Here is a 22,771-nt window from a genome sequence, read left to right as displayed (position 1 = left end):
AAGACCGGGGAGGGGCGCCCGACGCTGGGCTGGGGGCGAATGCCTAAGAACTTCGATGGGTGGGAAGGTCAGGCGTGCATTCGACAACAGCGCATGTCGGCAGCAGCGGATGTGCTGGGCCAATATTCTGCGGCTGCAGGTGCTGTTGAGTTCTTGTTCACATTGGAAGTGTGCAGCGTAACAATGCCAACTTGCAAGTAACAATGGACCAAATCGTCCGCATTGTGAGACGAAACGGAGAATTGTGCGGTAGATCACGATTTTGGCAGAGGGAATTTACGGCGACGCTTGTCCGGTCAGGCCCCCCTCATTGGCACATTTTCTGAATATTATTCGGCAAAGTCACTTCTCCTCGAATTGGCCTGAAATTCAACCGTTTGACATAGAATCGCGGTACCGGTGCAGGCCGTGTCCAACCGCTTGCTGGCAAATTCCGATCTTTTTTGCCGCTTTGGCCCCTTCCAGGCGTCAGTTGCTGCTGGTTCCGGCACCGGGCGTGGTCGGGGCGCTGGACGTTGCGAGCAGGATGGTCTGTGCCGTGTAGGTATTGCCGTCCTTCAGGGCTGTCACGCGCACAGTTGCCCCCGTGGTCACGCTGGCCAGGCTGGGCGTACTGCCGGTGGACGCGCTGCCACGTTGCCGCATGCCTTTGGTCACCTGGACGTCGGAGCCCACGGAATAGGTCCGGGAAAAGCCGTCCTCGCTGTTAACGGTCATGGAGGTTTCCGAAATCGCTGTGACAGTGCCGGCCTGTCCGGCCATGGTGACGTAGCCGGAGTCCTGGAGGACCACGTATTCGGAGTGGACAGCCGCGTTCAGGCCCGCTGCCCCCAGGCCCAGTCCGCCCGGGCCGCCATCCATGCCCATCCCGCCGTTCATGCCGCCGGCCGCACCGCTGCCGTCCACCCCGCTTTGGCCGCCCGGGCCCATCATGCCGCCCTGCCCGGTCATGCCGCTTTGCCCACCGGGCCCAAGTTGTCCCGCCCCCGTGCCGTTGACGCTTGAGGCAGTTGTAGCCCCGTTGCCGGCTGCGTAGGCTCCCGCGCCGGCCGCGGCGCCGACCACCACCGCAACGCCTCCCACCAGCAGGCTTTTCCTGCCGGTCCAGTTTCCCTTCCCTGGACGGGACGAAGCATCAGGCGCGTAGTGCTGCGGTGCGCCCCAGCCCGTGCCGGCGTTGTCCGCCTGGCCGCCCGCCGTCGTCGTGCCCCACCCTGGGGATGGCGTTCCTGGGGCGGGTGCGCCCCACCCCTGGGCGGGCTGTTGCCCCGGGGATTGATCCCGGCCTGCTGGTTCGTAGGCCCCGGTGTGGCCTTCCGGGACGCCGCCCCAGACCGGTGCGGGCCGGCCTTGCTGCCCGCTGTCCGTGGCGGAATCCGGCTGGCCGTCATGCCCGGAAGCCCCGGGGACGGTGCGGTTGTCGTGCTGGTCCATGGCGTTCTCCAAGAAGTTGAAACTGTCAGGTGATGGTGCTGTTGTTTGGTGTCATCAGGGTCTGCCGCTTTGCTGTGCGCTGGCTGTGCGGCAGGCCAAGCCCTCCTGTGACCCTCGAGACTCAACGGGAGCCAGGGAAGCCCCAGGTGGCTAGGCTGGAGCTCACAGCTGGAACACAGCAACGGCAAAGCACTGGCTAACCGACAGATCGGAGAGTTGTCCCATGGCATCCCCGCACCCCATGACCAACAACCTTCCCCAGCTCACCCATCCCGACGGTTCCCCGATCCGTGCCCTGGTGGTGGACGACGAGCCCAGCCTGTCGGAGCTGATGAGCATGGGCCTGCGCATGGCCGGCTGGTCCGTAGCCGTTGCCGGTGACGGACCCACGGCCGTGAAACTGGCCAAGGACTTCCACCCGGACGTCCTGGTGCTGGATGTCATGCTGCCGGGGTTCGACGGCGTGGAACTGCTGGGCAGGATCCGCGCCTTTGCGCCGGAGGTGCCCGCGCTGTTCCTCACGGCGAAGGACGCTGTTCAGGACCGGATCGTGGGCCTGGCGGCAGGCGGGGACGACTACGTCACCAAGCCCTTCAGCATGGAAGAGGTCCTGCTGCGCCTGCACCGCCTGGTGCAGCGTTCCGGAGTCGCTGCCATGGACACCGCCGAGCTGGTGGTGGGCGATCTGGTGCTCAACGTGGACACCCGCGAAGTCACCCGTGCCGGCGAGGACATCCAGCTGACGGCGACGCAGTTTGAACTCCTGCGCTACCTGATGGAAAACCCGAGGCGCGTGGTCAGCAAGGCGCAGATCCTGGACCATGTGTGGGACTACGATTTCGGCGGCCAGGCCAACATCGTGGAACTCTACATCTCCTACCTGCGCAAGAAGATCGAGGCCAGGCACCCGCCGATGATCCATACGGTGCGCGGCGCGGGCTACGTCATCAAGCCCGCAGACTAGCCGGGCAAGCGCATGTCATCGCTTTCCGGTGTCCCCCGGCCCACCGGCCGGTCCTGGTTCAACCCCTCCACCTGGCATTTGCGGACCCGCCTGATCCTGCTCTCCATGGCCCTTCTGGTGGCCATCTCCAGCGCGATCGGCGTGGCCAGCTACGCCTCGATGGACGTGGTCCTCACCAACCAGCTGGACAGCCAGTTAATGCAGGCCTCCCGCGGCCGCCCGCCGGAAGGCAACCCTTCCGGACGCCCTGACCCGCTCGACGCCCGGGGCCAGAGCGTGGGAACACTCAACGCCCGCGTGAGCAACGGCCAGATCAGCAGCGCCGCCGGATTCCTGTCCTCCGACTTCACGCGCACAGCGTTGACTTCCGCCGATGTGGTTACCCTGCAGGCACTGCCACGCAACGGTGTGCCGGTGGACCGGCAGCTGTCCAACGGCGACTACCGGGTCCTCGCCACCACGACGCCGTACGGCGATGTGGTGATCACCGGGCTCCCCCTGGCCATGAAGAATGCCACCGAAGCCTCCCTGGTGCTGACCATGGTGCTCGTGTCGCTGGGCGGCCTGGTCCTGATTGGGCTGGCCGGCACTGCCTTGATCCGCCGGACCATGCGGCCCCTTGAACAGCTCTCCGACGTGGCCACCAGGGTCTCAAAGCTGCCCCTCGACGCCGGTGAGGTGGCGCTCGCCGTGCGCGTGCCACCCTCCGCGGCGCACCCCACCACCGAGGTGGGAAGCGTGGGCCATGCCCTGAACCTCATGCTGGACAACGTTGCCAACGCACTCGAGGCACGGCAGCGCAGCGAGATGAAGGTGCGCCAGTTCGTAGCCGATGCCTCCCACGAGCTGAGGACACCGCTGACCGCCATCCGCGGCTACACCGAACTGATGCGGATGACCGAAACGCTGACCGAGGACGGCCAAAAGTCCCTGGGGCGCGTCCAAAGCCAGTCGGAACGCATGACAGCCCTGGTGGAGGACCTGTTGCTCCTGGCCAGGCTGGATGAAGGCAAGGCAACCGAAACCACGGACGTGGACCTCACCCAGTTGGTGGTCGAAACCGTCAGCGATGAAAAGGTCATGGCTCCGGGCCATACCTGGCAGCTGCAGCTTCCGGACGAACCCGTGACCGTCCGCGGCGACAGCACCCAGCTCCACCAAGTACTGGCCAACCTGCTCTCCAACGCCCGGAAGCACACCCCGGCCGGCACCACGGTGACTACCGGGCTGATGCGCTCCGCTGACGGGAGCGTGGTGGTCACGGTCACCGATGACGGGCCCGGCATCCCCGCCGAATTCCAAGGCAGCATCTTTTCCCGCTTCACCCGGGCCGACGCCGCCCGGTCCGGTTCCGAGGGATCGTCCGGGCTGGGGCTGTCCATCGTGGAATCCATCGTCATGGCCCATGGGGGCACCGTTGAGCTGGTTTCCCGGCCGGGCAGGACGGAGTTCGCCATCCGGCTTCCCGCGACGGCCTGGACCACGACGCCGTAGCCCCGGTGATCCGCGCCCACAGGCAGGCCGCCGACAAAGTGACCTTCACTTACACAGGCACGTCACAGGTTGTGCCTAAAGCCCTCAAATCCGGCAGCGCCACTGTTGATGCATGACGCTCACCGACTCCACTTCAGGACCCCGCCAGGACGCCGCAGTGGCGCCGCCGGGCCTTCCTTCCAGGGGGCATGCCGTACGGCGGGCACCCGTGGACACCCGCACCGCCGTCCCCGTCCTGGACGTGACCATTCCGGTCTTCAATGAGGAACGCGACCTGGAGGAATGCCTGCGCAGGCTCCACGGCCACCTTCATGAAACCTTTCCGCACAGCTTCCGGATCACCGTGGCGGACAACGCCAGCACGGATGGCACGCTGAAGATCGCCGAACGGCTGGCCCGCGAGTTCCCTGAACTGGCCGTGGTCCACCTCGACGAGAAGGGCCGGGGGAATGCCCTGCGCCACGTATGGCTGGCGTCCCCCTCACCGGTGCTGGCGTACATGGACGTGGACCTCTCCACTGACCTCGCCGCCCTGGCTCCCCTGCTGGCGCCCCTGATCTCCGGGCACTCGGACCTGGCCATCGGTACCCGGCTCACCCGGGACTCGCGCGTTGTCCGCGGTCCCAAACGGGAGTTCATTTCGCGCGGCTACAACCTCATGCTCCATTCCTTCATGGGCGCACGCTTCAGCGACGCCCAGTGCGGATTCAAGGCGATCCGGGCCGACGTCGCCCAGCAAATCCTCCCCTACACCGTGGACAACTCCTGGTTCTTCGATACCGAACTGCTGGTCCTCGCCGAACGCTGCGGCCTGCGCGTCCACGAGGTTCCGGTGGACTGGATCGACGATCCGGATTCCAGCGTGGACGTGGTCCGCACTGCCCTGGCAGATGTCCGCGGCATGGCGCGGCTGACCCGCGACCTGGTCTATGGCCGGATCCCGGTCCCGGAACTGCGTGCCGCCCTCGCCCGTGGGCCGCTTCCCGCATCATCGAGGGCCGGTGAGCAGACCCGCGGCAGCAGCCTCTTCGGCCAGCTGGTCCGGTTCGCGGCCATCGGCGCCGCCTCCACCCTGGCCTACCTGGCCATCTTCGTGTTCTGCCGCGGCTTCATGGACCCGCAGCTGGCCAACTTCCTGGCGCTGCTCATCACGGCGGTGGCCAACACCGGCGCCAACCGGCGCTTCACGTTCGGCATCCAGGGCGGCAATCCGGTCCGGCACCATTTCGAGGGGCTGATCGTGTTCGGCATCGGCCTGCTGCTCACCTCCGGGGCGCTCGCCCTGGTCCACCGCGCGACGACGCCGGACCGGTGGGTGGAAGTCCTCACCGTCGTGGCGGCGAACCTGGCAGCCACGGCCGTCCGGTTCCTGCTGTTCCGGCTGTGGGTCTTCCGCGAGCGGACACCGCGGCCCCCAACCCCGGGCAACGGCACCCGCACCGGCGAAGCCAGCGCCACCACCCCTGACCACGCTCCCGCCACGACGTCCACAGAAACGGCAGCATCATGACCTCCACCATCTCACCGGCATCAACCCCCGCGGGCGAAACGTCCGCTCCAGCCACCGGCACGGCCGCCGCGTCCGAAGCATCCGGTCCGGCAGCACCGGCACGCTGGACCCGGTACGCCTTCGGCAGCCAGCCGCGCTGGGTCCGGCCGTCCGCGGCCGGGCTCCTGGTGGCCACGGCTGTGCTCTACCTCTGGAACCTGGCAGCCACCGGCTACGGAAACTCCTTCTACGCGGCGGCCATCCAGGCCGGCACCAAGGACTGGACCGCGTTCCTCTTCGGATCGCTGGACGCCGGCAACGCCATCACCGTGGACAAGCCCCCCGCCGCACTCTGGATCTCGGCGCTCGCGGGCCGCATCTTCGGATTCTCATCACTGAGCATGCTGGTGCCGGAAGCGCTCATGGGCGTTGCCGCCGTCGGCTTCCTCTATCTGGCGGTCAAGCGGGTCTCCGGTCCCGCTGCGGGCCTCCTGGCCGGCGGCGCACTGGCGCTGACCCCGGTGGCTGCCCTGATGTTCAAGTTCAACAACCCCGATGCGATGCTCACCCTCTGCCTGGTGCTGGCGGCGTACTTCACCACCCGGGCCATCGAGCGCGCGGGATGGAAGTGGCTCGTGGCGGCCGGCGCCGTGATCGGCCTGGCATTCCTCACCAAGATGCTGCAGGGCTTCCTGGTGGTTCCGGCACTGGGACTTGCCTACCTGTGGGCCGCTCCCACCACGCTGGGGCGCCGCTTGCTGCACCTGCTGGGCGCGCTGGGCGGCATCATCGTTGTGGCCGGCAGCTACATCGCCCTCTTCCAGTTGACTCCGGCTTCGGAGCGGCCGTACATGGCCGGGTCCACGACCAACAGCTTCCTGGAACTGACGTTCGGCTACAACGGGCTGGCGCGCATCACCGGCTCGGGTGAGGGCATGCCCGGCGGCGGGGCGGCGGGCGCGGGCGGCGCACCCGCAGGCGGTTTGGGCGGCGCACCCGGCTTCGGCGGCGGGAACGCCGGCTTCGGCGGTGCGGCAGGCCTGCTCCGGATGTTCGGCACGAGTTTCGGCGGCGAAGTATCGTGGCTGCTGCCCGCAGCCCTCGTCCTGCTGCTGGCCGGCCTCTGGTTCACCCGCCGCGAAGTCCGCACCTCAGCGAACCGGGCCGCACTGATCCTCTGGGGCGGCTGGCTCCTGGTCACGGCCGGGGTCTTCAGCTTCATGAGCGGCATCGTCCACCCCTACTACTCGGTGGCGCTGGCCCCGGCCATCGCGGCACTGGTGGGCATCGGCGCCGTGGAACTCTGGCGCGGCCGTGGGTACTGGCCTGCCCGCACGGTCCTGGCCGTGGCCATCCTCGGCACGGCTATCTGGTCTGCGGTCCTGCTGGGCCGCGACGCCTCGTGGCTCCCCTGGCTGCGTCCCGCGATCATCGTCCTCGGCGCCGTTGCCGCCGCCGGAATCCTGTTCCGCCTGGACGCCGTGGCCCCGAAGGGACGCTTCCGGCGCGCAGGCGCGGCCGCCGTCGTCGTCGTATCCCTCCTGGCCGGTGGGCTGGGACCCGCCGCGTGGACCCTCGCCACCGCCGCTACGGCACATGCGGGTTCCATTCCGACGTCGGGGCCGGCGGGTTCGTCGGCCGCCGGCTTCGGCAACCGGGCAGCGGGACTCCGCGGTGACCGGGCTGACGGCAGGGAGGCCGGTACAGACGCCATCGCCGGCGCAGAAGGCTTCGACCCCGCCAACGGCCTTCCCGGTGCTGGTGGTCCTGATGCCGGGGATTCCGGTGTTGGGGGTCCCGGTGTTGGGGGCGCAGGCGGTCCCGGCGAAGGGGCGGCCGATGCGTCCGTCACCGCATTGCTGGCGTCCACCACCACCAAATGGTCGGCGATCGTCTCCGGCGCGAGCCAGGCGGCCAGCCTGGAACTTGCCTCGAACACCAGCGTTATCGCCCTGGGCGGCTGGAACGGCGGCGATCCCTACCCCACACTCGCCGAATTCCAGGACATGGTCTCCAAGGGCGAAATCAGCTACTTCATTGCAGGCGGCGGAATGGGCGGAGGCACGATGGGCGGCCGGGGCGGCAACTCTGAGGTGGCTGCCTGGGTCCAGGCCAACTTCCAGGCCCAGACGGTGGGCAGCTCCACCGTGTACCAACTGACCAAGTAGGACGCCATGGCCGGCCGATTCACCAGCACCACGTACCGACGCATCGCTACCGGCTTTGCGCCGTCCCGTCCCGACCGGGCAGCCGGAACAGCTTCCCCCGCTCCGGGCACGGCACAGGACGTCCCTGCAGCGCGGCGGGCCTGGCCAGCCGGGCTGCAGCGGCTGGAACTGGCTGCCGTCCTCGCGGGCACCGCAGCGCTGTACCTCTGGAACCTGGGGGCGTCCGGCTGGGCGAATGCGTTCTACTCGGCGGCGGCCCAGGCCGGATCGCAGGACTGGACGGCCTGGTTCTTCGGTTCATCCGATGCGGCCAACTCCATCACGGTGGACAAGCCGCCGGCGTCGCTGTGGATCACGGGATTGTCCGTCCGGCTCTTCGGGCTGAATTCCTGGAGCATCCTGGTGCCCGAAGCGTTGATGGGGGTCGGCGCGGCGTGGCTGCTCTACCTCGCCGTCCGGCGGGCGGCAGCCCCGGCCACCGGTGACGCAAGGCTCGCGCACCGGGCCGGGCTGCTGGCCGCCGCCGTCCTTGCCCTCACCCCGGTGGCCACCCTGATGTTCCGGTTCAACAACCCGGACGCCCTGCTGGTGCTGCTCATGACAGCGGCAGGCTACGCGGTCCTCCGGGCCATCCAGGAGGACCGGCTGCGGTGGCTCCTGCTGGCGGGGGTGTTCCTGGGCTTGGGTTTCCTGGCCAAGCAGTTGCAGGTGCTGCTGGTGGTTCCCGGCTTTGCCCTGGCGGTCCTGGCGGCGGGCCGCGGCAGGATGGGGCGGCGGCTGCTGTGGCTGGCTGCCGCCGGCGCCGCGATGGCGGCTTCGGCCGGATGGTGGCTCCTTGCGGTGGAGCTGACACCTGCCGGCATGCGCCCCTACATCGGCGGCTCGCAGGACAACTCCATCCTGGAGCTGACGCTGGGCTACAACGGCCTTGGCCGGCTGACCGGCGACGAGACGGGCAGCGTGGGTGGCGGCAACGGCTGGGGTGTTCCCGGGCTGCTGCGGATGTTCAACAGCGAGTTCGGCGGCCAGATCGCATGGCTTCTGCCATCCGCCCTGATCCTGGCCGCGGGCCTTCTCTGGGTGGGCCGGCGGGCCCCGCGGACGGACATGGTGCGCGGCAGCGTCATCGTCTGGGGCTCGTGGGTGCTGGTGACCGGCCTGGTGTTCAGCTTCATGTCCGGCATCATCCACCCTTACTACGCGGTGGCACTGGCGCCCGGGATAGCCGGGCTTGCCGGGTTGGGCGGGGTTCTCCTGTGGCAGCACCGGCACCAGCCGGCCGCGGCCGTGGCAGTGGCTTCAGCTACGGCCGCGGCAGTAGTTATGGCGTTCCAGCTGCTCGGTACCACCACCGCCTATGGTCCCTGGTTCCGCTGGCTGGTCCTGGCAGCAGGCCTGGCGGCCGCGGCAGGAGTTGGACTGAGCAGGTTCCTTCGCCTGCGCTCCATGCAGTGGACGACGGCGGTGCAGTGGACGACAGCGGTGCACTGGACGACAGCGGTGCAGCGGACCGCAGCGGGGCGGTGGACGACGGCGGTGCAGCGTGCGACGGCGGCGCTCGCCATTGCGGCGTCGCTCGCCGGACCTCTGGCGTTCTCCATCTCCACGGCGGCAACGGCACACAGCGGGGCCATTGTCAGCGCCGGGCCGGCGACAGCATTTGCCGGCCCCGGCGGCTCCGGTGCCAACAGGACCGGTGGGCCCGGCACGGGCGGCAATACCCGGCAGTTCGGCGGCCGAACCGGACAAAACCAGGTCGGCTCCGGGCAGGCAGGACCCGGCCAGTCCGGGGCGGGCCAGGCAGGACCCGGCCAGGCCGGACAAGGCCCCGGCGGAGCTGGTGTGGCCGGCGGCCGTGGCGGCGGTGCAGGCGGCGCCATGGGTGGCCTTCTTGGCGCCCCCACCCCGTCATCAGACCTGGTGGCAGCATTGAAAGACGGTGCAGCGGGGTACACCTGGGCGGCGGCGGTGGTGGGCTCCAACAATGCTGCCGGTTACCAATTGGCAACGGAACTGCCTGTGATGGCAGTCGGCGGCTTCAACGGGACCGACCCCTCCCCCACCCTTGAGCAGTTCCAGGAGCTGGTGTCGCAGGGGAAGATCCACTACTTCATTGCGGGCGGAACCACCCGGTCCAGCACAGGCTCAGACGCCGCCGCCCGGATTGCCCAGTGGGTAGCGGAAAACTTCACCGCACGGAGCATCGGCGGCACCACCGTCTACCTGCTTGGCGGCTGAGCCAAACCTGAACCGGTGCGCAATTCGACTCGCTGCCACCGTGACTTCCGTTACCTAAATGTGACTTTTTCGTATCCTTCCTGTACCGTCGATTGGGTGCGGTCCCCGTTCGGGCCGCATATCCCGGGTTGACGCCAAGCTCTGCCGCTTCCCCGGATCCCGATTGAGCTACGGCAGAGGCGGGGGACCCACCGTCCCGGGCAATGAATGCCCTTGGGGTTAAGCCAGTACGTGTTCTTTCCGTATGGCCGGATGCCCTCATCCGAACCCGACAGCTAACTCCGCAGGTGTGAGAGGCGATCAATCATGTCCAAAAACACGGCAGAAGCACGCCTGCAGGCCAAGGCTAAACACCGGGCCGCCAAGCAGGCCAAGAAAACCACCCTGGGCCAGCGCGCGGGAATCCTCGCAGCATCGTGCGCGGTGCTGGTGGGCGTAGGCGCTGCAGGCCAGGCCACCAGCGGCCTGACCCCAGTGTCATCCACCGGCTCCAACTCTTCCACGGCAGCGGCCGACTCCCAAATGAGCATCGAGAAGAGCGAGATCCGTTCCAACCCGGCGGCCGGCCCCGCCCCGGCAGCAATCACGGTCGCGCCCCAGGCAGCGGAACCCGCCCCGGCAGCGCCCGCACCGGCGCCGGCAGCCCCCGCACCCGCCCCGGCACCCGAACCCGCCAAGGCACCCGAGCCGGCTCCCGCCGTCGCAATTAACGACCCGGCCGGCGCCCAGGCGTACGCCGCCGGCCAGCTGGCCTCCTTTGGCTGGGGCCCGGACCAGATGCAGTGCCTGCAGACGCTCTGGACCAAGGAATCGGACTGGACCACCACCGCCACCAACGCCAGCAGCGGCGCCTACGGGATCGTCCAGTCCCTTCCCGCGGAGAAGATGGCGAGCGCCGGTGCGGACTACCTCACCAATTACCGCACGCAGATCAACTGGGGCCTGGACTACATCAAGAAGAGCTACCAGTCGCCCTGCGGTGCCCTGAACTTCCACTTGGCTCACAACTGGTACTAGGCACGGCACCCCGCAGAGGGGAACCGGCGCAAGACGCGGGCCGCATCACGTGATGCGGCCCGCGGTTTGCTTTAAGGGCTGGCCTGGCCCTCATTGCGCCATGGGATGTACTGGACAGACCACCTGTTGCCGTCGGGATCGGCGAAATGGACGAAGTGGCCCCAGTCCTGCACGTCGATGTCGCTGACGTCCACGCCGTTGTTCTTCAGGAAGTCGTGGGCGGCCTTGATGTCGCTGACCACCATCTGGAGGTTGGATCCGGTGCCGGGCGGGGCGTCCGTGAGTCCTTCGCCGATGCAGATGGAGCAGGCCGAACCGGGCGGCGTCAACTGCACGAAGCGGATTGAATCCGAGGGACGCTCGTCATAATCGGCGTTGAAACCGACCTTATTGACGTAGAAGTCCTTGGCCCGGTCGACGTCGGATACGGGGACAAAAACGAGTTCGAGTTTCCAGTCCATCCGCTCAGGCTAGCGGCAGGAGGCCGGCTGAAAAAGGGTGGACCTTACCCTGCGATGCCGTAGAGGCGGTCGCCGGCGTCGCCCAGGCCCGGAACGATGTAGGACTTCTCGTTGAGCTTCTCGTCGATGGAGGCCAGGACAATGTGCACGTTGGCCCCGGACAGCTCCTCCTCCAGCCTGGCCAGGCCCTCCGGCGCCGCGAGCAGGCAGATGCAGGTGACGTCCGACGCGCCGCGCTTGAACAGGAACTTGATGGCCTCGCGCAGCGTGCCGCCGGTAGCCAGCATGGGGTCCAGGACGAAGACCTGGCGGCCGGTGAGGTCCTCCGGGAGGCGCTCCGCATAGGTTATGATGTCCAGCGTTTCCTCGTCCCGGGCCATGCCCAGGAAGCCCACCTCAGCGGTGGGGACCAGCTTGGTCATGCCTTCCAGCATTCCCAGGCCGGCACGGAGGATCGGGACAACCAGCGGGGTGGGTTTGGTGAACGCGGTGCCGATGGTTGTGCTGACGGGCGTTTCGATGGTGACGGGCTCGGTGCGGACTTCCCGGGTGGCCTCATAGGCCAGCAGGGTCACCAGCTCTTCCGTCAGCTGCCGGAAGACAGGGGACGGTGTGTTCTTGTCCCGCAGGACGGTGAGCTTGTGGGCGACCAGGGGGTGGTCAACAACGAGAGTACGCATCCCCCAAAACTATCATCCGGCGCTGCCCTTCCCGGGCCCGGAGCCTCCGTGCTCGTGCACTTCCTCGGCGACCACATCGCGCACGATCGGACGGTCGAACGACGGCGCGGCGCCGGCATGCTCCCGCCTGCGGACCAGGTGGAACAGCCGGTGGGCCATAATCACCACACCAACCCAGGTAAGGCCCAGCAGCCACCCTGCCATGACATCGGTCAGCCAGTGGTGCCCCAGGAAAACGCGGCTCAATCCCATGGCAATGATGAAGATGGTGCCGCCCGTGATGGCAGCGACGCGGACCCGCATGGTGTGGAACTGAAGGCAGATGAGGTACACCACCAGGCTGATGACCACGGTGGTGTTCAGGGTGTGGCCGCTGGGGAAGGACGGCGAGTCCTCGTACGGGGGAACGGCGTCGGCGTGGTCCGGGCGGGTGCGGCCCACCAGCTTCTTGCCGAACGTGGTGGCCGTGACCGAGGCCGCTGCTGCCCCGCCGATAAGGACCAACGGCCGCCAGTTCCGGCTAAGGAAGGTCAGCCAGGCGGTGAGGATGCTGGCCAGGATGGGCATGCCGACGCCGCCGCCGATATTGGTGAAGCCGGTGACGAAGGCATCGAGGCCTGGGCTCCGCAGGCTTTCGGCGAAGGCCAGCGCGGGCTTGTCCAGGTTAGCGAGGCCGGCTGAGTCCACCACATTGTCGTAGACCTCCGCACCGAGCAGCGCCAGCGACACAATGATGACGCCGCCCACCAGGATCGTGAGGACCAGTGCCGCGTACGGTTTGAACCAAATACTTATGCGGTCCCGAAGAGTGTCCATGGTGCCTCCCGGCGTCGGTAAGTAACCTGAATATCCCCCGAAACTATCATTGAGCCATGCCCTTGCCGGAAAAGAAACACGACGCCTGGATGGGCCTTGCCCTTGCGGAGGCCCGGCGGGCGCTGACCACGGAGGACGTGCCGATCGGTGCTGTGGTAATCGGGCCCGACGGCGGCGTGCTGGGTTCCGGCCGCAACCAGCGCGAGGAGCTGGGCGACCCCACTGCCCACGCCGAGGTGGTGGCCATCCGGGAGGCGGCGCGGCAGTTGCAGGCATTGGCCCGGAGGGAGGGCGGCGCCGGTGACGGCTGGCGGTTGTCCGACTGCACGTTGGTGGTCACCCTGGAACCCTGCGCCATGTGTGCCGGCGCGATTGTGCTGGCCCGCATCCCGCGGGTGGTCTTCGGGGCCTGGGACGAGAAGGCGGGCGCTGCCGGCTCCGTGTTCGATATCCTCCGCGAACGGCGGCTCAATCACTGGGTTGAGGTGTACCCGGGCGTCCGCGGGGAGGAGTGCGGTGCGTTGCTGCGCGAGTTCTTCGCGGGGCACCGCGGCGCGATCTAAGTTGCGGTGACGCCTGTGGGGCTCCGACAGGCGGCGTTTCCCGCGCTCCCGTCAGTCGCGCTCCCCCAGCATGGCCAGGACCTGCTGCGCGGTGCTGTTCCAGTCCGGCAGCCGTGGCCGGGCCTTCAGGGCAGCTGCATGCCACGCCTCCCTTATTCCTGGATCCTCAAGCCAGCGGCGGAGGACGGCGGCCAGCCGTCCCGGGCTCTCCGGCCCTCCTTCGGGAAGGGGCAGTGCCGCGCCGGGAAGCCGCGGTCCGCCGTCGGCCGGCACCAGGCTGGCCAAGGAAAGAGCCTCCACCGCACCTGTCCCTTCGCGGACCAGGACCGGGACACCGTGGGCCAGGGATTCGGTAACAGCCATGCCGAAGGCCTCCTGCCGGGAAACGAGGAAGCTGAGGTTTGCGCGCGCCCATTCGGCTTCCAGGGGGTCGCCGGTGAGTTCCCCGGTGAGTTGGACCCTCTCTTCCAGCCCGTGGGCCGCGATGGCGGCACGGACCTCCTGCGCGTAGTCCGGGTCCGCCTGGTCCGAGCCCACGAAGGACGCAGTCCACGGGATCTCCTGCACCTGGGCCAGGGCCCCGACGGCGAGCAGCTGGTCTTTGTTCGGCAGCAGCGCCGCCACAACAATGAAGTGCGGGGGAACGGAACCTTTCGCCTGTGCCGCGGAAGTAACGCCGGGAAGGGCGACTTCGGCCTGGGGAAGTCCGCGGCCCGTGAGCTTCGAAGCGGCCCAGGTACTGGTGCAGACCACCCCGGTTGCTGCCCGGAGTGCGCGGGCTTCGCCGGTCAGAGCTGCGGTTCCGGAGCTTTCCGGCACTGGCATATGCACCAGGACCCATATGTCCTGGCCCGCTTTTGCCGCGAGTTCCAGTTCATCAGGGGCACCCACCGCCACCAGCCCGTCCACGATGACCACTGCCTGCCCGGGAACCGCCTCCGGTTCCCACGCGCCAAGAAGGCTGCCCAGCCGTCGTCGTTCCCCGGCACTGGCTTGTGGCCAGCGTCCCTCAACGGCGACGACCTCAACCTCGGCGCCATGCGCCTGGAGGCCGGCCACCAGGCGCGCGTTGTAGACATTCCCGCCGGAGCTGTGGTGGATGTTGCCGGGGACCAGCAGCCGGATGGAGCGCATGGCTAGGCGGTGAGGTCCAGGGAATAGGTGGCCCAGGCGTCCGGATTCTCGCGCAGGGTGACCTCGATTCCTGCGAGCTCGGGGCCGTCGTTGGTGTCCTTGATCCGGGCCGCCACCTGCTGGGCGACGTACTCGGCAAGGGCTTCGGTGGTGCTGAGCTTGTCCTTGAAATCGGGGTGTTCGTCCAGGTTGCGGTAGTTCAGGCCGGCGAGCACTTCCTCGATGATGGTGCCGGCGGCGCCGATGTCCAGGACGATCGCGTCGTCGTTCAGTGCGCGACGGCGGAAGGCCACTTCGGCCACAAAGGTTGCCCCGTGCAGTCCCTGGGCTGGACCAAAGGCTTCCCGGGGAAGGCTGTGGGCGATCATGAAGTGGCGGCGGACGGTCAGGCTGAACATGGGTTACCTCAAGTTTTCCGGGTTAGGGGTGGCTGGGCTGGCTGCGGGACGGGTGGCGGGGTACTCCACCACGTGGCAAAGGGCGGCCAGGCTGCCGTCCGCCAGGCGTTGGACCACGTCCGGCAGGTCCTCGAACCGGGACGATCCGGTCAGGAACGCGTCGAAGACGGGGTCCTTGAGCAGCGATACGGCGAGGTCGAGGCGGTCCGCGGTGGTCCGGCGGTGGCGGCGGGCCCGGGCCACTGTGCCCACCTGGCTTGCCCGGATGGAGAGGCGCCTGGCGTGGAAGTCCTCTCCCAGCGGGACGGTGACCTCGCGGTTGGCGTACCAGGACATCTCGATGACGTCGCCTTCATCGCCCACGAGCTGCAGGCTGCGTTCCAGGCCTTCCTGGGATGCAGAGCAGTGGAACACGATGTCGCAGTCGGCCAGCGCGCTGTCCGGGTGCGCAAAGTCCACTCCCAGCGTGTCTGCGAGCTGTTTCCTGCCAGGATCGAGGTCCACCAGCTGCAGCCGCTGCAGCGGGAATTTGGCCAGCAGGGTAGCCACCATGCCGCCCACCAGGCCGGCGCCCACGACGGCGACCCGGTCCCCCAGCCGCGGCCCGGCTTCCCAGAGCGCGTTGACGGCGGTTTCCACGGTGCCGGTGAGGACGGCACGGCGCGACGGGACGTCGTCGGGGATCCTGGTCAGGGAGTCCACGGGAACCACGTAGACGTCCTGGTGCGGGTTCAGGCAAAAGACGCGCTGGCCTTTCCATTCCGCGGGTCCGTCCTCCACGACTCCCACCGAGAGGTAACCGAACTTTACGGGCCCGGGAAACTGCCCTTCCTGATGCGGAGCCCGCATCGCCTCCGCTACCCGGGGAGGCACGGCCCCTGCGTGGACCACCATCTCCGTGCCCTTGCTGATCCCCGAGTACAACGCACGGACCAGGGCCTCGCCCGGCCCTGGTGCGGGGACCTCCTCGGCCCTGAGCTCGCCGTGTTCCTTGGCAGTGGTCCAGTATGCGGTGGCGTGGATCGGATTCTGTGAATTTGTCATCTTGCTGATGAATCTAGCCGGACGTGCGGGGACGGCGAAAGTCCGACGGCGCGTGGCGAACTTTTGCGTGGCGGTGGCCCTTCGGTGTGGGTGGGCATCCGTGAGGGCATCCGGGTTGGGGGCTGGGCACGGGCTGTAAGGGCCTTGGGGATTGAATCCCGTTTGGCACAGGGCGCGAAACCCGGAGGCGGATTGGCCCGGGGCCTTCCGGGGCCTTCATGCAGAGGGCGGGTGAAGGATCCTCCCAAGCCATTGCTCGCCCGGGGAGAAACCCAGCCTGACCACGTCGACGCAGCCGGCCACGCTCCATTCCGGCAGCCGTGGTTCAAGCGCCAGTCCGGGAGGCCAGCTTGGTGGTTCCCAGTCCTGGTGTTCGCTGGCGTAGTGCCGGCCTGTGGGTGAGGTCCAGCCGGGTGGTTCGTTCTTAGTCGCGGGGGTGGGTTTCCAGCCGGTGGTGTGGCGTAGTTTGTGGTGTTTGGGGCAGGGTTGTCCCAGGTTGCTGATCCCGGTGGTGCCGCCGTTGGCCCAGGCGAGGAGGTGGTCGGCCTCGTTGTCGAGGGAGTGGTTGCTGCAGCCGGGGAACGGGCATTTGGCGTCCCGCATCCTTAGCCAGGCCCGCATGGCTTTCGTGAGGCGGTAGCTGGTCCTGCCGATCTCCAGCGGCGCCCCGTCCCGGGGGTCCACCAACACCCGGTGGAACGACTCGGCACCGGAAGCCACCAGTTCCCGGGCCATTGACGGCGGGATGGGCCCGTACCCGTCCAGCATCGCCGGTTCATCGGTCAGGCCCAGCAACGAGAACACGGGAACGGTGACCAGCACCTGCGCCCTTATTGATGTCGGCGGGACATCTGTTTCTTCAACGCTTCCGGCAGCTGTAAGGCAGTCTCCCTCGCCGCTGCTGTCGCTGTGGCGGGCCCGGGCGCCACAGGCCGTGGCGGGGGAAGCATCCGTGCCGGTGGAAGTCGTCCTGGCATCCCTGCCGGCGGGAGCCCCGCTGACGCCCGTGCTGGCTGCCGTCATGTGGGCGTTCGCGCCGCCTGCCGTCCCGTGGGCGTCCGTGCGGTCTGGTGTGCAGCCGCCCAGTACAGCGGACGCGAACAGGTCCGCGCGGAGCTGGGTCAGGGTCCGGTGCTCGTCCGGGCCCTGCAGGGACCGGGCGACGGCGGTGAGCCGGTTCCACCCGGCAAGCGCCTGGTCCGCGGGCAGGCACGCAGACAGCCAGGCCATTCCGTCCCGGTCCGGCCGGAACTCCACCCGCCGCTCCACCACCCCTTTGGCGTGCCGCTTCTCAATCGACTCCGCATGGTGGCGTTCCCGCCACGTCCGCGCCTTGACCCGGAACCGGTGCGCCGGCAACTCCCCCGCCGGGCACCCCCGCGCACCATCCGGTACATCGGGGTCCAGGAAATGCGCTTCCAACGCCGCCGCCCCCGCGGCATCAAGACACGCTGTCTCGTCCGCCATCACCACCGCGTGCTGCCACGACAGGGAGCCGGCCTGCAGCCCCGCAAAGGTCCGCGGCAATGAGGAAACAACGGCGTGCGAGGTCGCCAGGAACGAGGACGCCGCCCGCGGCCCCAGCGCCAGCACGCACCCGATCTCGGCCGCGACCGCCATCTCCTGCGCCACCAGCGGCACATCCGGGCCCGCAACAGCACAAGCAGCCTCCGTGTACTTCACCGCAGCCTTCGCCTTCAACGCCGCGAACCCGGCTTCAACCTCCCGGGTCCCGGCCAAAATGTCCAGGCACCCATCCGCCAACCCAGCCAGCGGATCGGCCGCAGAAAACGGCACCAACCCCGCCCCATCCAGCTCAGCATTCAACACAGCAAGGGCCGCCCGGATCTCCCCAAACGCCTTCACCACCGCCGCTGTCCCCATAAACCCATCATGACAAGGGGGTCCGACAATGAGGATCGGACGCGGCGCGAGCATTCGCCGCAGGCCGTTTTGGGGATGCAGGCCATGCTCCGGTACCCTATTGAGGTTGGTGACGTGTCCGAGCGGCCGAAGGTGCAACACTCGAAATGTTGTTTGGTGTAAAAGCCAACGTGGGTTCAAATCCCACCGTCACCGCCACGCAGAAAGGCCCCGGTTCTTTTGAATTCAAAGGAACGGGGGCCTTTTATTTGCCATCTCCGCTGGGGAATCAGAACACCAGGGCTGCCTTTTTCCGACACAGGCCCCCCGGCCCTAGAGGATCCGCTGGTATATCCGGTGGTCCTGCCATTGGCCGGCTATCCTCAGGTAGGCGCGGGCGGTGCCGTACGCCTCGAAACCGTTCTTCTCCAGCACCCGCTGGGACGCGGTGTTGTGCACCAGGGTTGCGGCCTCGAGCCGGTGAAGCCCCACATTGACTTTCGCGAGTTGCGTGACGGCAGCTACGGCCGCCGTCATCAGCCCTCTCCCTTGGTAGGAGTGGGCGATCCAGTAGCCCAGATGGGCATTCTGGAACGCGCCGCGCACGATTGAGCTGAGGTTCAGCAGCCCCACAATGCCTGCATCTCCTGCCAGCACCAGGGGCAGTGCCGTGCCGGCGTGAAGCTCGGCCAGCCGCCTGCCGATCACGTCCCGCTGGCCCTGCACCGTATAAAAACTCTCCGGACGGACGGGCTCCCAAGGAGCAAGGTAGGACCGGTTGGCCTGGAAAGCCGCTGCCAGTGGCGCTGCATCGGACTTCTGGACAGGACGAAGGAAAATACCCTCTGAAAGTTCACAGGAGAAGTCCACTGGGCCAGACTACGCGGGTAGCAGCGTGGCCCGCTAAGGGGCCGGCGACGGCGTGCCCGGCCCCTGCATACCGGCTCGCTTCCTGATGCCCAGCAGCATGGCCCGGTCCATGACCAGGTAAGCGGGCCGAAGAATGAAATCGGTGACGCGGAGACTGGTGGGGCGCCGGGAACCATAGCGGGTCCTCAGGAGCAGCCGTGTGGCTGAGCCGTCGACGGGACGGAGGACGAACTGCCAGGTCCCGGTCACCGTCCCCGGCGGCGCGCCCGGGCTGGAGTCCAGGACCAGGTGCCGGCCCGGTTCCAGGTCCACTACGCGCGGTCCCTGCCGCCCACCGGGATATCCCTCCGGGGTAAAGGCAATAATGTCGCCCACCGTCAGGTCCTGCCACTCGGGATGGATGCGGTCCGCGTTGGTGACTCCCAGATGGAGCAACCCGTTTTCCACCCACGTGTAGGAGTACAGGCCTGCGCGGTCCACGCCCATTTGCACGAGCCATGGCCACACGTCCTCCGGCCGGCCAGGGACGGTGACGGCCATTGTCTGGATTTCATCGGCGTCGGGAACCAGTTCGTCCCCGGGCAGGGGCATAACCTTTTCGGCGTCCGTTGCACCCCACTCCCCCAGCATGCGCGGCAACACAGCATGGGTAAGGATTCCGGCTGCGGCAGCAAGACCCAGAAATCCCGCGAACCGTCGGCCAGGGCGGGCGGCGCCCGGGGAACGCAGCCCAGGCGCACCAAGCCCCGGCACCTCCGGCATCATTCTGCCCACGGCACACCTCCTTGAAGTCCGGTCTCCTGGGAGCCTACAAACCGGACTGCCATCTGCCCCAGAGTCCAAAGCCCCATGGAGCACGGCAAACCTGCGCACCGCACCACCCGCCCGCCCTTGACTCAAGGCCGGTCCCCGGACTAGAAAGTAAGTAGCCTTATTATTTGTTGGTTCGGCCGAACCGTTCTGCAAAAGGAGGACAAGCCATGAGTGAAAAGCCGGGTAACCAGACACCGAATACGCCCGACGTCAGTGAGACTGAGCTGCGCAACATGAAGGTGGACGAGCTCCGCCAGGAGGCCAGGGAGGAGCACATCAGCGGCGCATCTGGCCTCCGTAAGGAGGAGCTGGTCAAAGAAGTGGCCAAGGCCCGCCAGGACGGCGGCGACCGCGGCCGTGACGATGCAGGCTCCGATGGGGAAGACGGCGAAGACCTCGGCGCAGGCCCCGACGGCGGCAAGATTCGGTACGGCGATGACTCGTCCAAATCTTTGAAGTACTCGCAGGAAATCACCTCCACCGAGGAGGAGCCCGAACGCGAAGGCCGCAGCCTGGCAACCACCCACCATGAAGTCATCCGGCAGTGGGCGGAAGAACGCGGTGGCGTTCCGGCCACAGTTGACGGCACTGAACATGGCGACCATCTGGGCGTCCTCCGCATCGACTTCAGGGACAAGGACACCAACCTGCGCGAAGTCAGCTGGGAGGAATGGTTCAAGACCTTTGATGAACGCCGCCTGAATTTCATCTACCAGGAACAGCGGACCGACGGATCCCAGTCCAACTTCTTCCGGCTTGAAAACCCGGACCGCGAGGACGCCTGAGCCTTCCCGAAGGCTCTGCAGAGCCTCAGGAATCCGGGCACAACGAGGGAGGCGCCACCGCGGTTGCGGTGGCGCCTCCTTCGGTCTGTCCCTAGAGCCGGGTGTCGAACGACCCGCAAAACACGTTCTCGTTGAACGTGCCCTGGAATGCCGATTTACCCTGGATCTTCTCCACCGCAGCCCGGATGGCTTCGCGCGTCCCGGCATGGGCGTGGATGGCAGTCCTGACCATGGGCACATCGATCAAATGGTTCGGCTGGTTAAGGGATACAAACACCGTGGGCACCTCCGTGGCGTACCAGGGAACCTCGGCCGCCATGGGTGATGACCACTTGATCCGGATGGCTGCCTCCTGCGCAAAGCCCTTGACGTTGGCGAACACGAAGGCGGCGTCGTACTTCTCCGCGTAGTCCCCGGTGGCTTCCTCGGCCAGGACCCGCATGAAGTTCATCCCGGCCTCCCCTGCTGCCTCACGCTGCTCAGCAGTCCGGAACAGGTGCACCTCGAAACCGGCGGCTTCCAGCTCCTCCTTGACTACGTCCAGGTAGGCCAGCGGGTCGGCGCGGGTGAAGTCGGCGCCACCGGAAATCCCGTACAAACGGATCCGCGGATGCGTGGCCGGAGTGATGGGCAGGTTTCCCGCGGTGTCCTTGACCAGCGTGACGGTCTTGTCCGCAATCCCAGCGGCAATGGCCCGGTGCTCGGCGGATCCAATGACCGCAAGTGCTCCGGGAGGAGGCACCAGCTGGTCAGCAGGCTTGAGGTGCAGGCCCAGCGACGCCTTCAAACCGAGGATCCGCCGCAGGGCGTCGTGCAGCCGTTGCTCGGTGATGACTCCGGACTTGTAGCCGTCCAGCATGTACTGGAAGTCCTCAGCGGGGTTCCGGAAGAACAGGAACATGTCGCAGCCAGCAGCGATCGTAGCCGGCACCAGGTCCTTGCGCTTCTTCGCCTGGGTCAGGCCCACCATCTGTGAGGCATCCGTCAGCACCAGCCCATTGAAGCCAAGCTCACCGCGCAGCAGGTCCTGCAGCAGTTCCGGAGACAGGGTGGCCGGCAGGATCTCCGCGTCGGCAATCCCGGGCCGGAAGTGCCGGGAGACCTCGGGCGCCCCGATGTGCCCCACCATAATGGACTGCACGCCGTGCGCAATCATCTCCCGGTACACATGCCCGTACGTCCGGTTCCACTCCTCATAAGAGAGGGTGTTGTAAGACGTGACGACGTGCTAGTCGCGCTCGTCGATGCCGTCGCCCGGGAAGTGCTTCATGGCGCAGGCCGTAGGCGATTCGCTGATGCCGTCGAAGTATTCCTTGGCACGCTCCACCACGATTTCCGGGGTGTTCCCGAAGGAACGCGTGGAGATGACGGTGTTCCGCCAGTTGTAGTGGATGTCCACGATTGGCGCGAACGCCCAGTTGCACCCCAGGGCCGCGGTCTCCACTCCGGCCACCTGCCCCATCTGCCGGGCGATGGTCTTGTCCGGGTGGGAGCCTGCCTGCAGGTGCGTGGACACGAACGTGCCGTCATCGCAGCTGCCGGCTCCGCCCATTTCCGGGTTGGACGCAATCAGCAACGGGATCCGCGTTTTGGACTGTGCGTAGCGGATGTGTTCCTGGACGGCAGCGGATGGACCCGGGCGGTACCGCATGCCGCCCACGTGGTAGTTCTCCAACACCCCGTCGAGGTACCCGGGCGAGTAGTCGTTGTTGTGGTTGATGAAGAGCTGCCCGATCTTTTCCTCGAGCGTCATGGCACCGAGGGTGCCTTCCACCCAGGCGATCGCCCCGGCGTCGAGGTTGAACGGCGCTGCCGTGAGGTCGACGTCGAACTGCCGCGGCCGGGTGCCGGACGCATCCTTGGCTGGAGGTACGACGCCGGCGATCCCCTTGAGTGCCTGGGCCACCACGTCGGCGACGGGCGCGGCGATGTCCACCACCACGCCGCGCTCGTCTTCCTGGAGTGGTTCGAGGGTGGCGAGCTGGGAGTCGAGCAGGGCTGGTGGCATGAAGTGGCCGGTGCGGCCTTCGGTTCGTGCCTTGAGGACCTCCCGGCTGCCGTTCAGGTGCAGGAAGATGGTGTCCGGCGCCTGGGCGCGGATGGCGTCGCGGTAGCTGCGGCGCAACGCGGAGCAGGCCAGGACCAGTCCGCCGTCCCCGGCAGCAGCCAGTTCAGATCCCACCGTTGCCAGCCAGGGCCAGCGGTCCTCGTCCGTTAAGGGCGTCCCGGCGGCCATTTTGGCGACGTTCTCTACAGGGTGGAGGGAGTCGCCGTCCAGGAACGGGACGCCGAGTTTGCGGGCGACGAGGTCGCCGATGGTGGTCTTGCCGCAGCCGGAGACGCCCATCACGACGATTCGGATCTTGTTCATGCGGGTGCTTCCTTACCAGTCGTGGACGGTGCCGTCGACCAGGCGGTTGTAGGGCAGGTAGGCCTGCTGGTAGGGGTAGGCCGCGGCGGCTTCCTCGTTGAATTCGACGCCGATACCCGGCTTGTCACCGGGGTGCAGGTACCCGTCCACGAACGTCATGGACTGCTCG

18 protein-coding genes, 1 tRNA gene, 2 pseudogenes and 1 riboswitch are annotated in these 22,771 nt (G+C 67.4%); of the genes and pseudogenes, 9 read left to right on the top strand and 12 right to left on the bottom strand.

Translation table 11 applies throughout. From position 1 onward, the window contains the following. Nucleotides 1–468: 468 nt before the first annotated feature. Nucleotides 469–1,434: a hypothetical protein gene (locus tag RM50_RS20205; protein WP_052260097.1), complete on the bottom strand. Its 966-nt coding sequence runs from the start codon at nucleotides 1,432–1,434 to the stop codon at nucleotides 469–471. Between the two features lie 223 nt (nucleotides 1,435–1,657). On the opposite strand from RM50_RS20205, the gene RM50_RS09075 reads away from it, so the two are divergent. The 6 genes from RM50_RS09075 (at nucleotide 1,658) to RM50_RS20860 (ending at nucleotide 10,804) form a co-directional block, all read left to right on the top strand. Then, nucleotides 1,658–2,398 carry a response regulator transcription factor gene (locus RM50_RS09075; RefSeq protein WP_043452010.1) on the top strand — a complete coding sequence of 247 codons (741 nt, stop codon included), beginning with the start codon at nucleotides 1,658–1,660 and terminating at the stop codon, nucleotides 2,396–2,398. A gap of 12 nt (nucleotides 2,399–2,410) precedes the next feature. Beyond that, nucleotides 2,411–3,892 carry a sensor histidine kinase gene (locus RM50_RS09070; RefSeq protein WP_043452009.1) on the top strand — a complete coding sequence of 494 codons (1,482 nt, stop codon included), beginning with the start codon at nucleotides 2,411–2,413 and terminating at the stop codon, nucleotides 3,890–3,892. Nucleotides 3,893–4,004: 112 nt separating this feature from the next. Continuing rightward, nucleotides 4,005–5,402, top strand: coding sequence for a bifunctional glycosyltransferase family 2/GtrA family protein (locus RM50_RS09065; RefSeq protein ID WP_043452006.1), 1,398 nt, complete (start codon nucleotides 4,005–4,007; stop codon nucleotides 5,400–5,402). Further along, a complete protein-coding gene (locus tag RM50_RS09060; protein ID WP_043452005.1) occupies nucleotides 5,399–7,549 on the top strand; it encodes an ArnT family glycosyltransferase in 2,151 nt (716 codons plus the stop codon). Before RM50_RS09065 ends, RM50_RS09060 begins: the two co-directional genes overlap by 4 nt. 6 nt (nucleotides 7,550–7,555) lie before the next feature. Next, nucleotides 7,556–9,787 (top strand): ArnT family glycosyltransferase, encoded by a 2,232-nt coding sequence (locus RM50_RS09055; protein ID WP_052260095.1) that lies wholly within the window; start codon nucleotides 7,556–7,558, stop codon nucleotides 9,785–9,787. 140 nt (nucleotides 9,788–9,927) lie between these two features. After that, nucleotides 9,928–10,088: riboswitch (cyclic di-AMP (ydaO/yuaA leader) on the top strand. A gap of 5 nt (nucleotides 10,089–10,093) precedes the next feature. Then, nucleotides 10,094–10,804, top strand: coding sequence for a hypothetical protein (locus RM50_RS20860; RefSeq protein WP_043452004.1), 711 nt, complete (start codon nucleotides 10,094–10,096; stop codon nucleotides 10,802–10,804). Nucleotides 10,805–10,875: 71 nt separating this feature from the next. Here the strand turns inward: RM50_RS20860 and RM50_RS09045 are convergent, their stop codons facing one another. The 3 genes from RM50_RS09045 to RM50_RS09035 are packed head-to-tail and all read right to left on the bottom strand — an operon-like array spanning nucleotide 10,876 to nucleotide 12,761. Then, on the bottom strand, nucleotides 10,876–11,265 hold the full coding sequence (locus RM50_RS09045; RefSeq protein ID WP_043452002.1) for a glyoxalase superfamily protein: 390 nt from the start codon (nucleotides 11,263–11,265) through the stop codon (nucleotides 10,876–10,878). 44 nt (nucleotides 11,266–11,309) lie between these two features. After that, nucleotides 11,310–11,945, bottom strand: a complete 636-nt coding sequence (gene upp, locus RM50_RS09040; RefSeq protein WP_043451999.1) for a uracil phosphoribosyltransferase — start codon at nucleotides 11,943–11,945, stop codon at nucleotides 11,310–11,312. A gap of 12 nt (nucleotides 11,946–11,957) precedes the next feature. After that, nucleotides 11,958–12,761 (bottom strand): phosphatase PAP2 family protein, encoded by an 804-nt coding sequence (locus RM50_RS09035; RefSeq protein WP_043451998.1) that lies wholly within the window; start codon nucleotides 12,759–12,761, stop codon nucleotides 11,958–11,960. 56 nt (nucleotides 12,762–12,817) lie between these two features. Between RM50_RS09035 and RM50_RS09030 the strand changes: the two genes are divergently transcribed. Next, a complete protein-coding gene (locus tag RM50_RS09030) occupies nucleotides 12,818–13,324 on the top strand; it encodes a nucleoside deaminase (protein WP_043451996.1) in 507 nt (168 codons plus the stop codon). 51 nt (nucleotides 13,325–13,375) lie between these two features. Here the strand turns inward: RM50_RS09030 and RM50_RS09025 are convergent, their stop codons facing one another. The 4 genes from RM50_RS09025 to RM50_RS09010 all read right to left on the bottom strand — a co-directional run bounded on the left by RM50_RS09025 (nucleotide 13,376) and on the right by RM50_RS09010 (nucleotide 17,784). Continuing rightward, nucleotides 13,376–14,458 (bottom strand): glycosyltransferase family 4 protein, encoded by a 1,083-nt coding sequence (locus RM50_RS09025; protein WP_082007025.1) that lies wholly within the window; start codon nucleotides 14,456–14,458, stop codon nucleotides 13,376–13,378. A gap of 2 nt (nucleotides 14,459–14,460) precedes the next feature. Further along, the gene (locus tag RM50_RS09020; protein WP_043451993.1) at nucleotides 14,461–14,856 is read right to left on the bottom strand and encodes a 6-pyruvoyl trahydropterin synthase family protein; all 396 of its coding nucleotides are present in this window, start codon (nucleotides 14,854–14,856) and stop codon (nucleotides 14,461–14,463) included. Between the two features lie 3 nt (nucleotides 14,857–14,859). Then, nucleotides 14,860–15,900, bottom strand: a complete 1,041-nt coding sequence (locus RM50_RS09015) for a zinc-dependent alcohol dehydrogenase (RefSeq protein WP_043451992.1) — start codon at nucleotides 15,898–15,900, stop codon at nucleotides 14,860–14,862. Between the two features lie 216 nt (nucleotides 15,901–16,116). Continuing rightward, nucleotides 16,117–17,784, bottom strand: a complete 1,668-nt coding sequence (locus RM50_RS09010) for an HNH endonuclease signature motif containing protein (RefSeq protein ID WP_043451989.1) — start codon at nucleotides 17,782–17,784, stop codon at nucleotides 16,117–16,119. A 108-nt stretch (nucleotides 17,785–17,892) separates the two neighbouring features. Here RM50_RS09010 and RM50_RS09005 point away from each other — a divergent pair. Further along, nucleotides 17,893–17,982, top strand: a tRNA-Ser gene (locus tag RM50_RS09005). Nucleotides 17,983–18,096: 114 nt separating this feature from the next. On the opposite strand, the gene RM50_RS09000 is transcribed toward RM50_RS09005, so the two are convergent. Both RM50_RS09000 and RM50_RS08995 read right to left on the bottom strand, forming a co-directional pair. Then, nucleotides 18,097–18,633, bottom strand: coding sequence for a GNAT family N-acetyltransferase (locus tag RM50_RS09000; RefSeq protein WP_043451987.1), 537 nt, complete (start codon nucleotides 18,631–18,633; stop codon nucleotides 18,097–18,099). 33 nt (nucleotides 18,634–18,666) lie between these two features. Continuing rightward, the gene (locus tag RM50_RS08995; protein WP_240471925.1) at nucleotides 18,667–19,398 is read right to left on the bottom strand and encodes a hypothetical protein; all 732 of its coding nucleotides are present in this window, start codon (nucleotides 19,396–19,398) and stop codon (nucleotides 18,667–18,669) included. Nucleotides 19,399–19,613: 215 nt separating this feature from the next. On the opposite strand from RM50_RS08995, the gene RM50_RS08990 reads away from it, so the two are divergent. Next, entirely contained in the window at nucleotides 19,614–20,231 is a 618-nt protein-coding gene (locus RM50_RS08990) for a Rho termination factor N-terminal domain-containing protein (RefSeq protein WP_052260093.1), read from the top strand. A gap of 91 nt (nucleotides 20,232–20,322) precedes the next feature. Here the strand turns inward: RM50_RS08990 and RM50_RS08985 are convergent. Beyond that, nucleotides 20,323–22,602, bottom strand: a pseudogene (locus RM50_RS08985) (gluconokinase, GntK/IdnK-type). 12 nt (nucleotides 22,603–22,614) lie between these two features. After that, a pseudogene (locus RM50_RS20650) lies at nucleotides 22,615–22,771 on the bottom strand (bifunctional D-altronate/D-mannonate dehydratase); the annotation flags it as partial.

The sequence above is a fragment of the Pseudarthrobacter phenanthrenivorans genome (genome assembly GCF_000813845.1).
In the GTDB taxonomy this organism is placed as follows: Bacteria; Actinomycetota; Actinomycetes; order Actinomycetales; family Micrococcaceae; genus Arthrobacter; species Arthrobacter phenanthrenivorans_B.
Note: the sequence above shows the minus strand (reverse complement) of the source record. Positions and strands in the feature narration are given on the sequence as shown.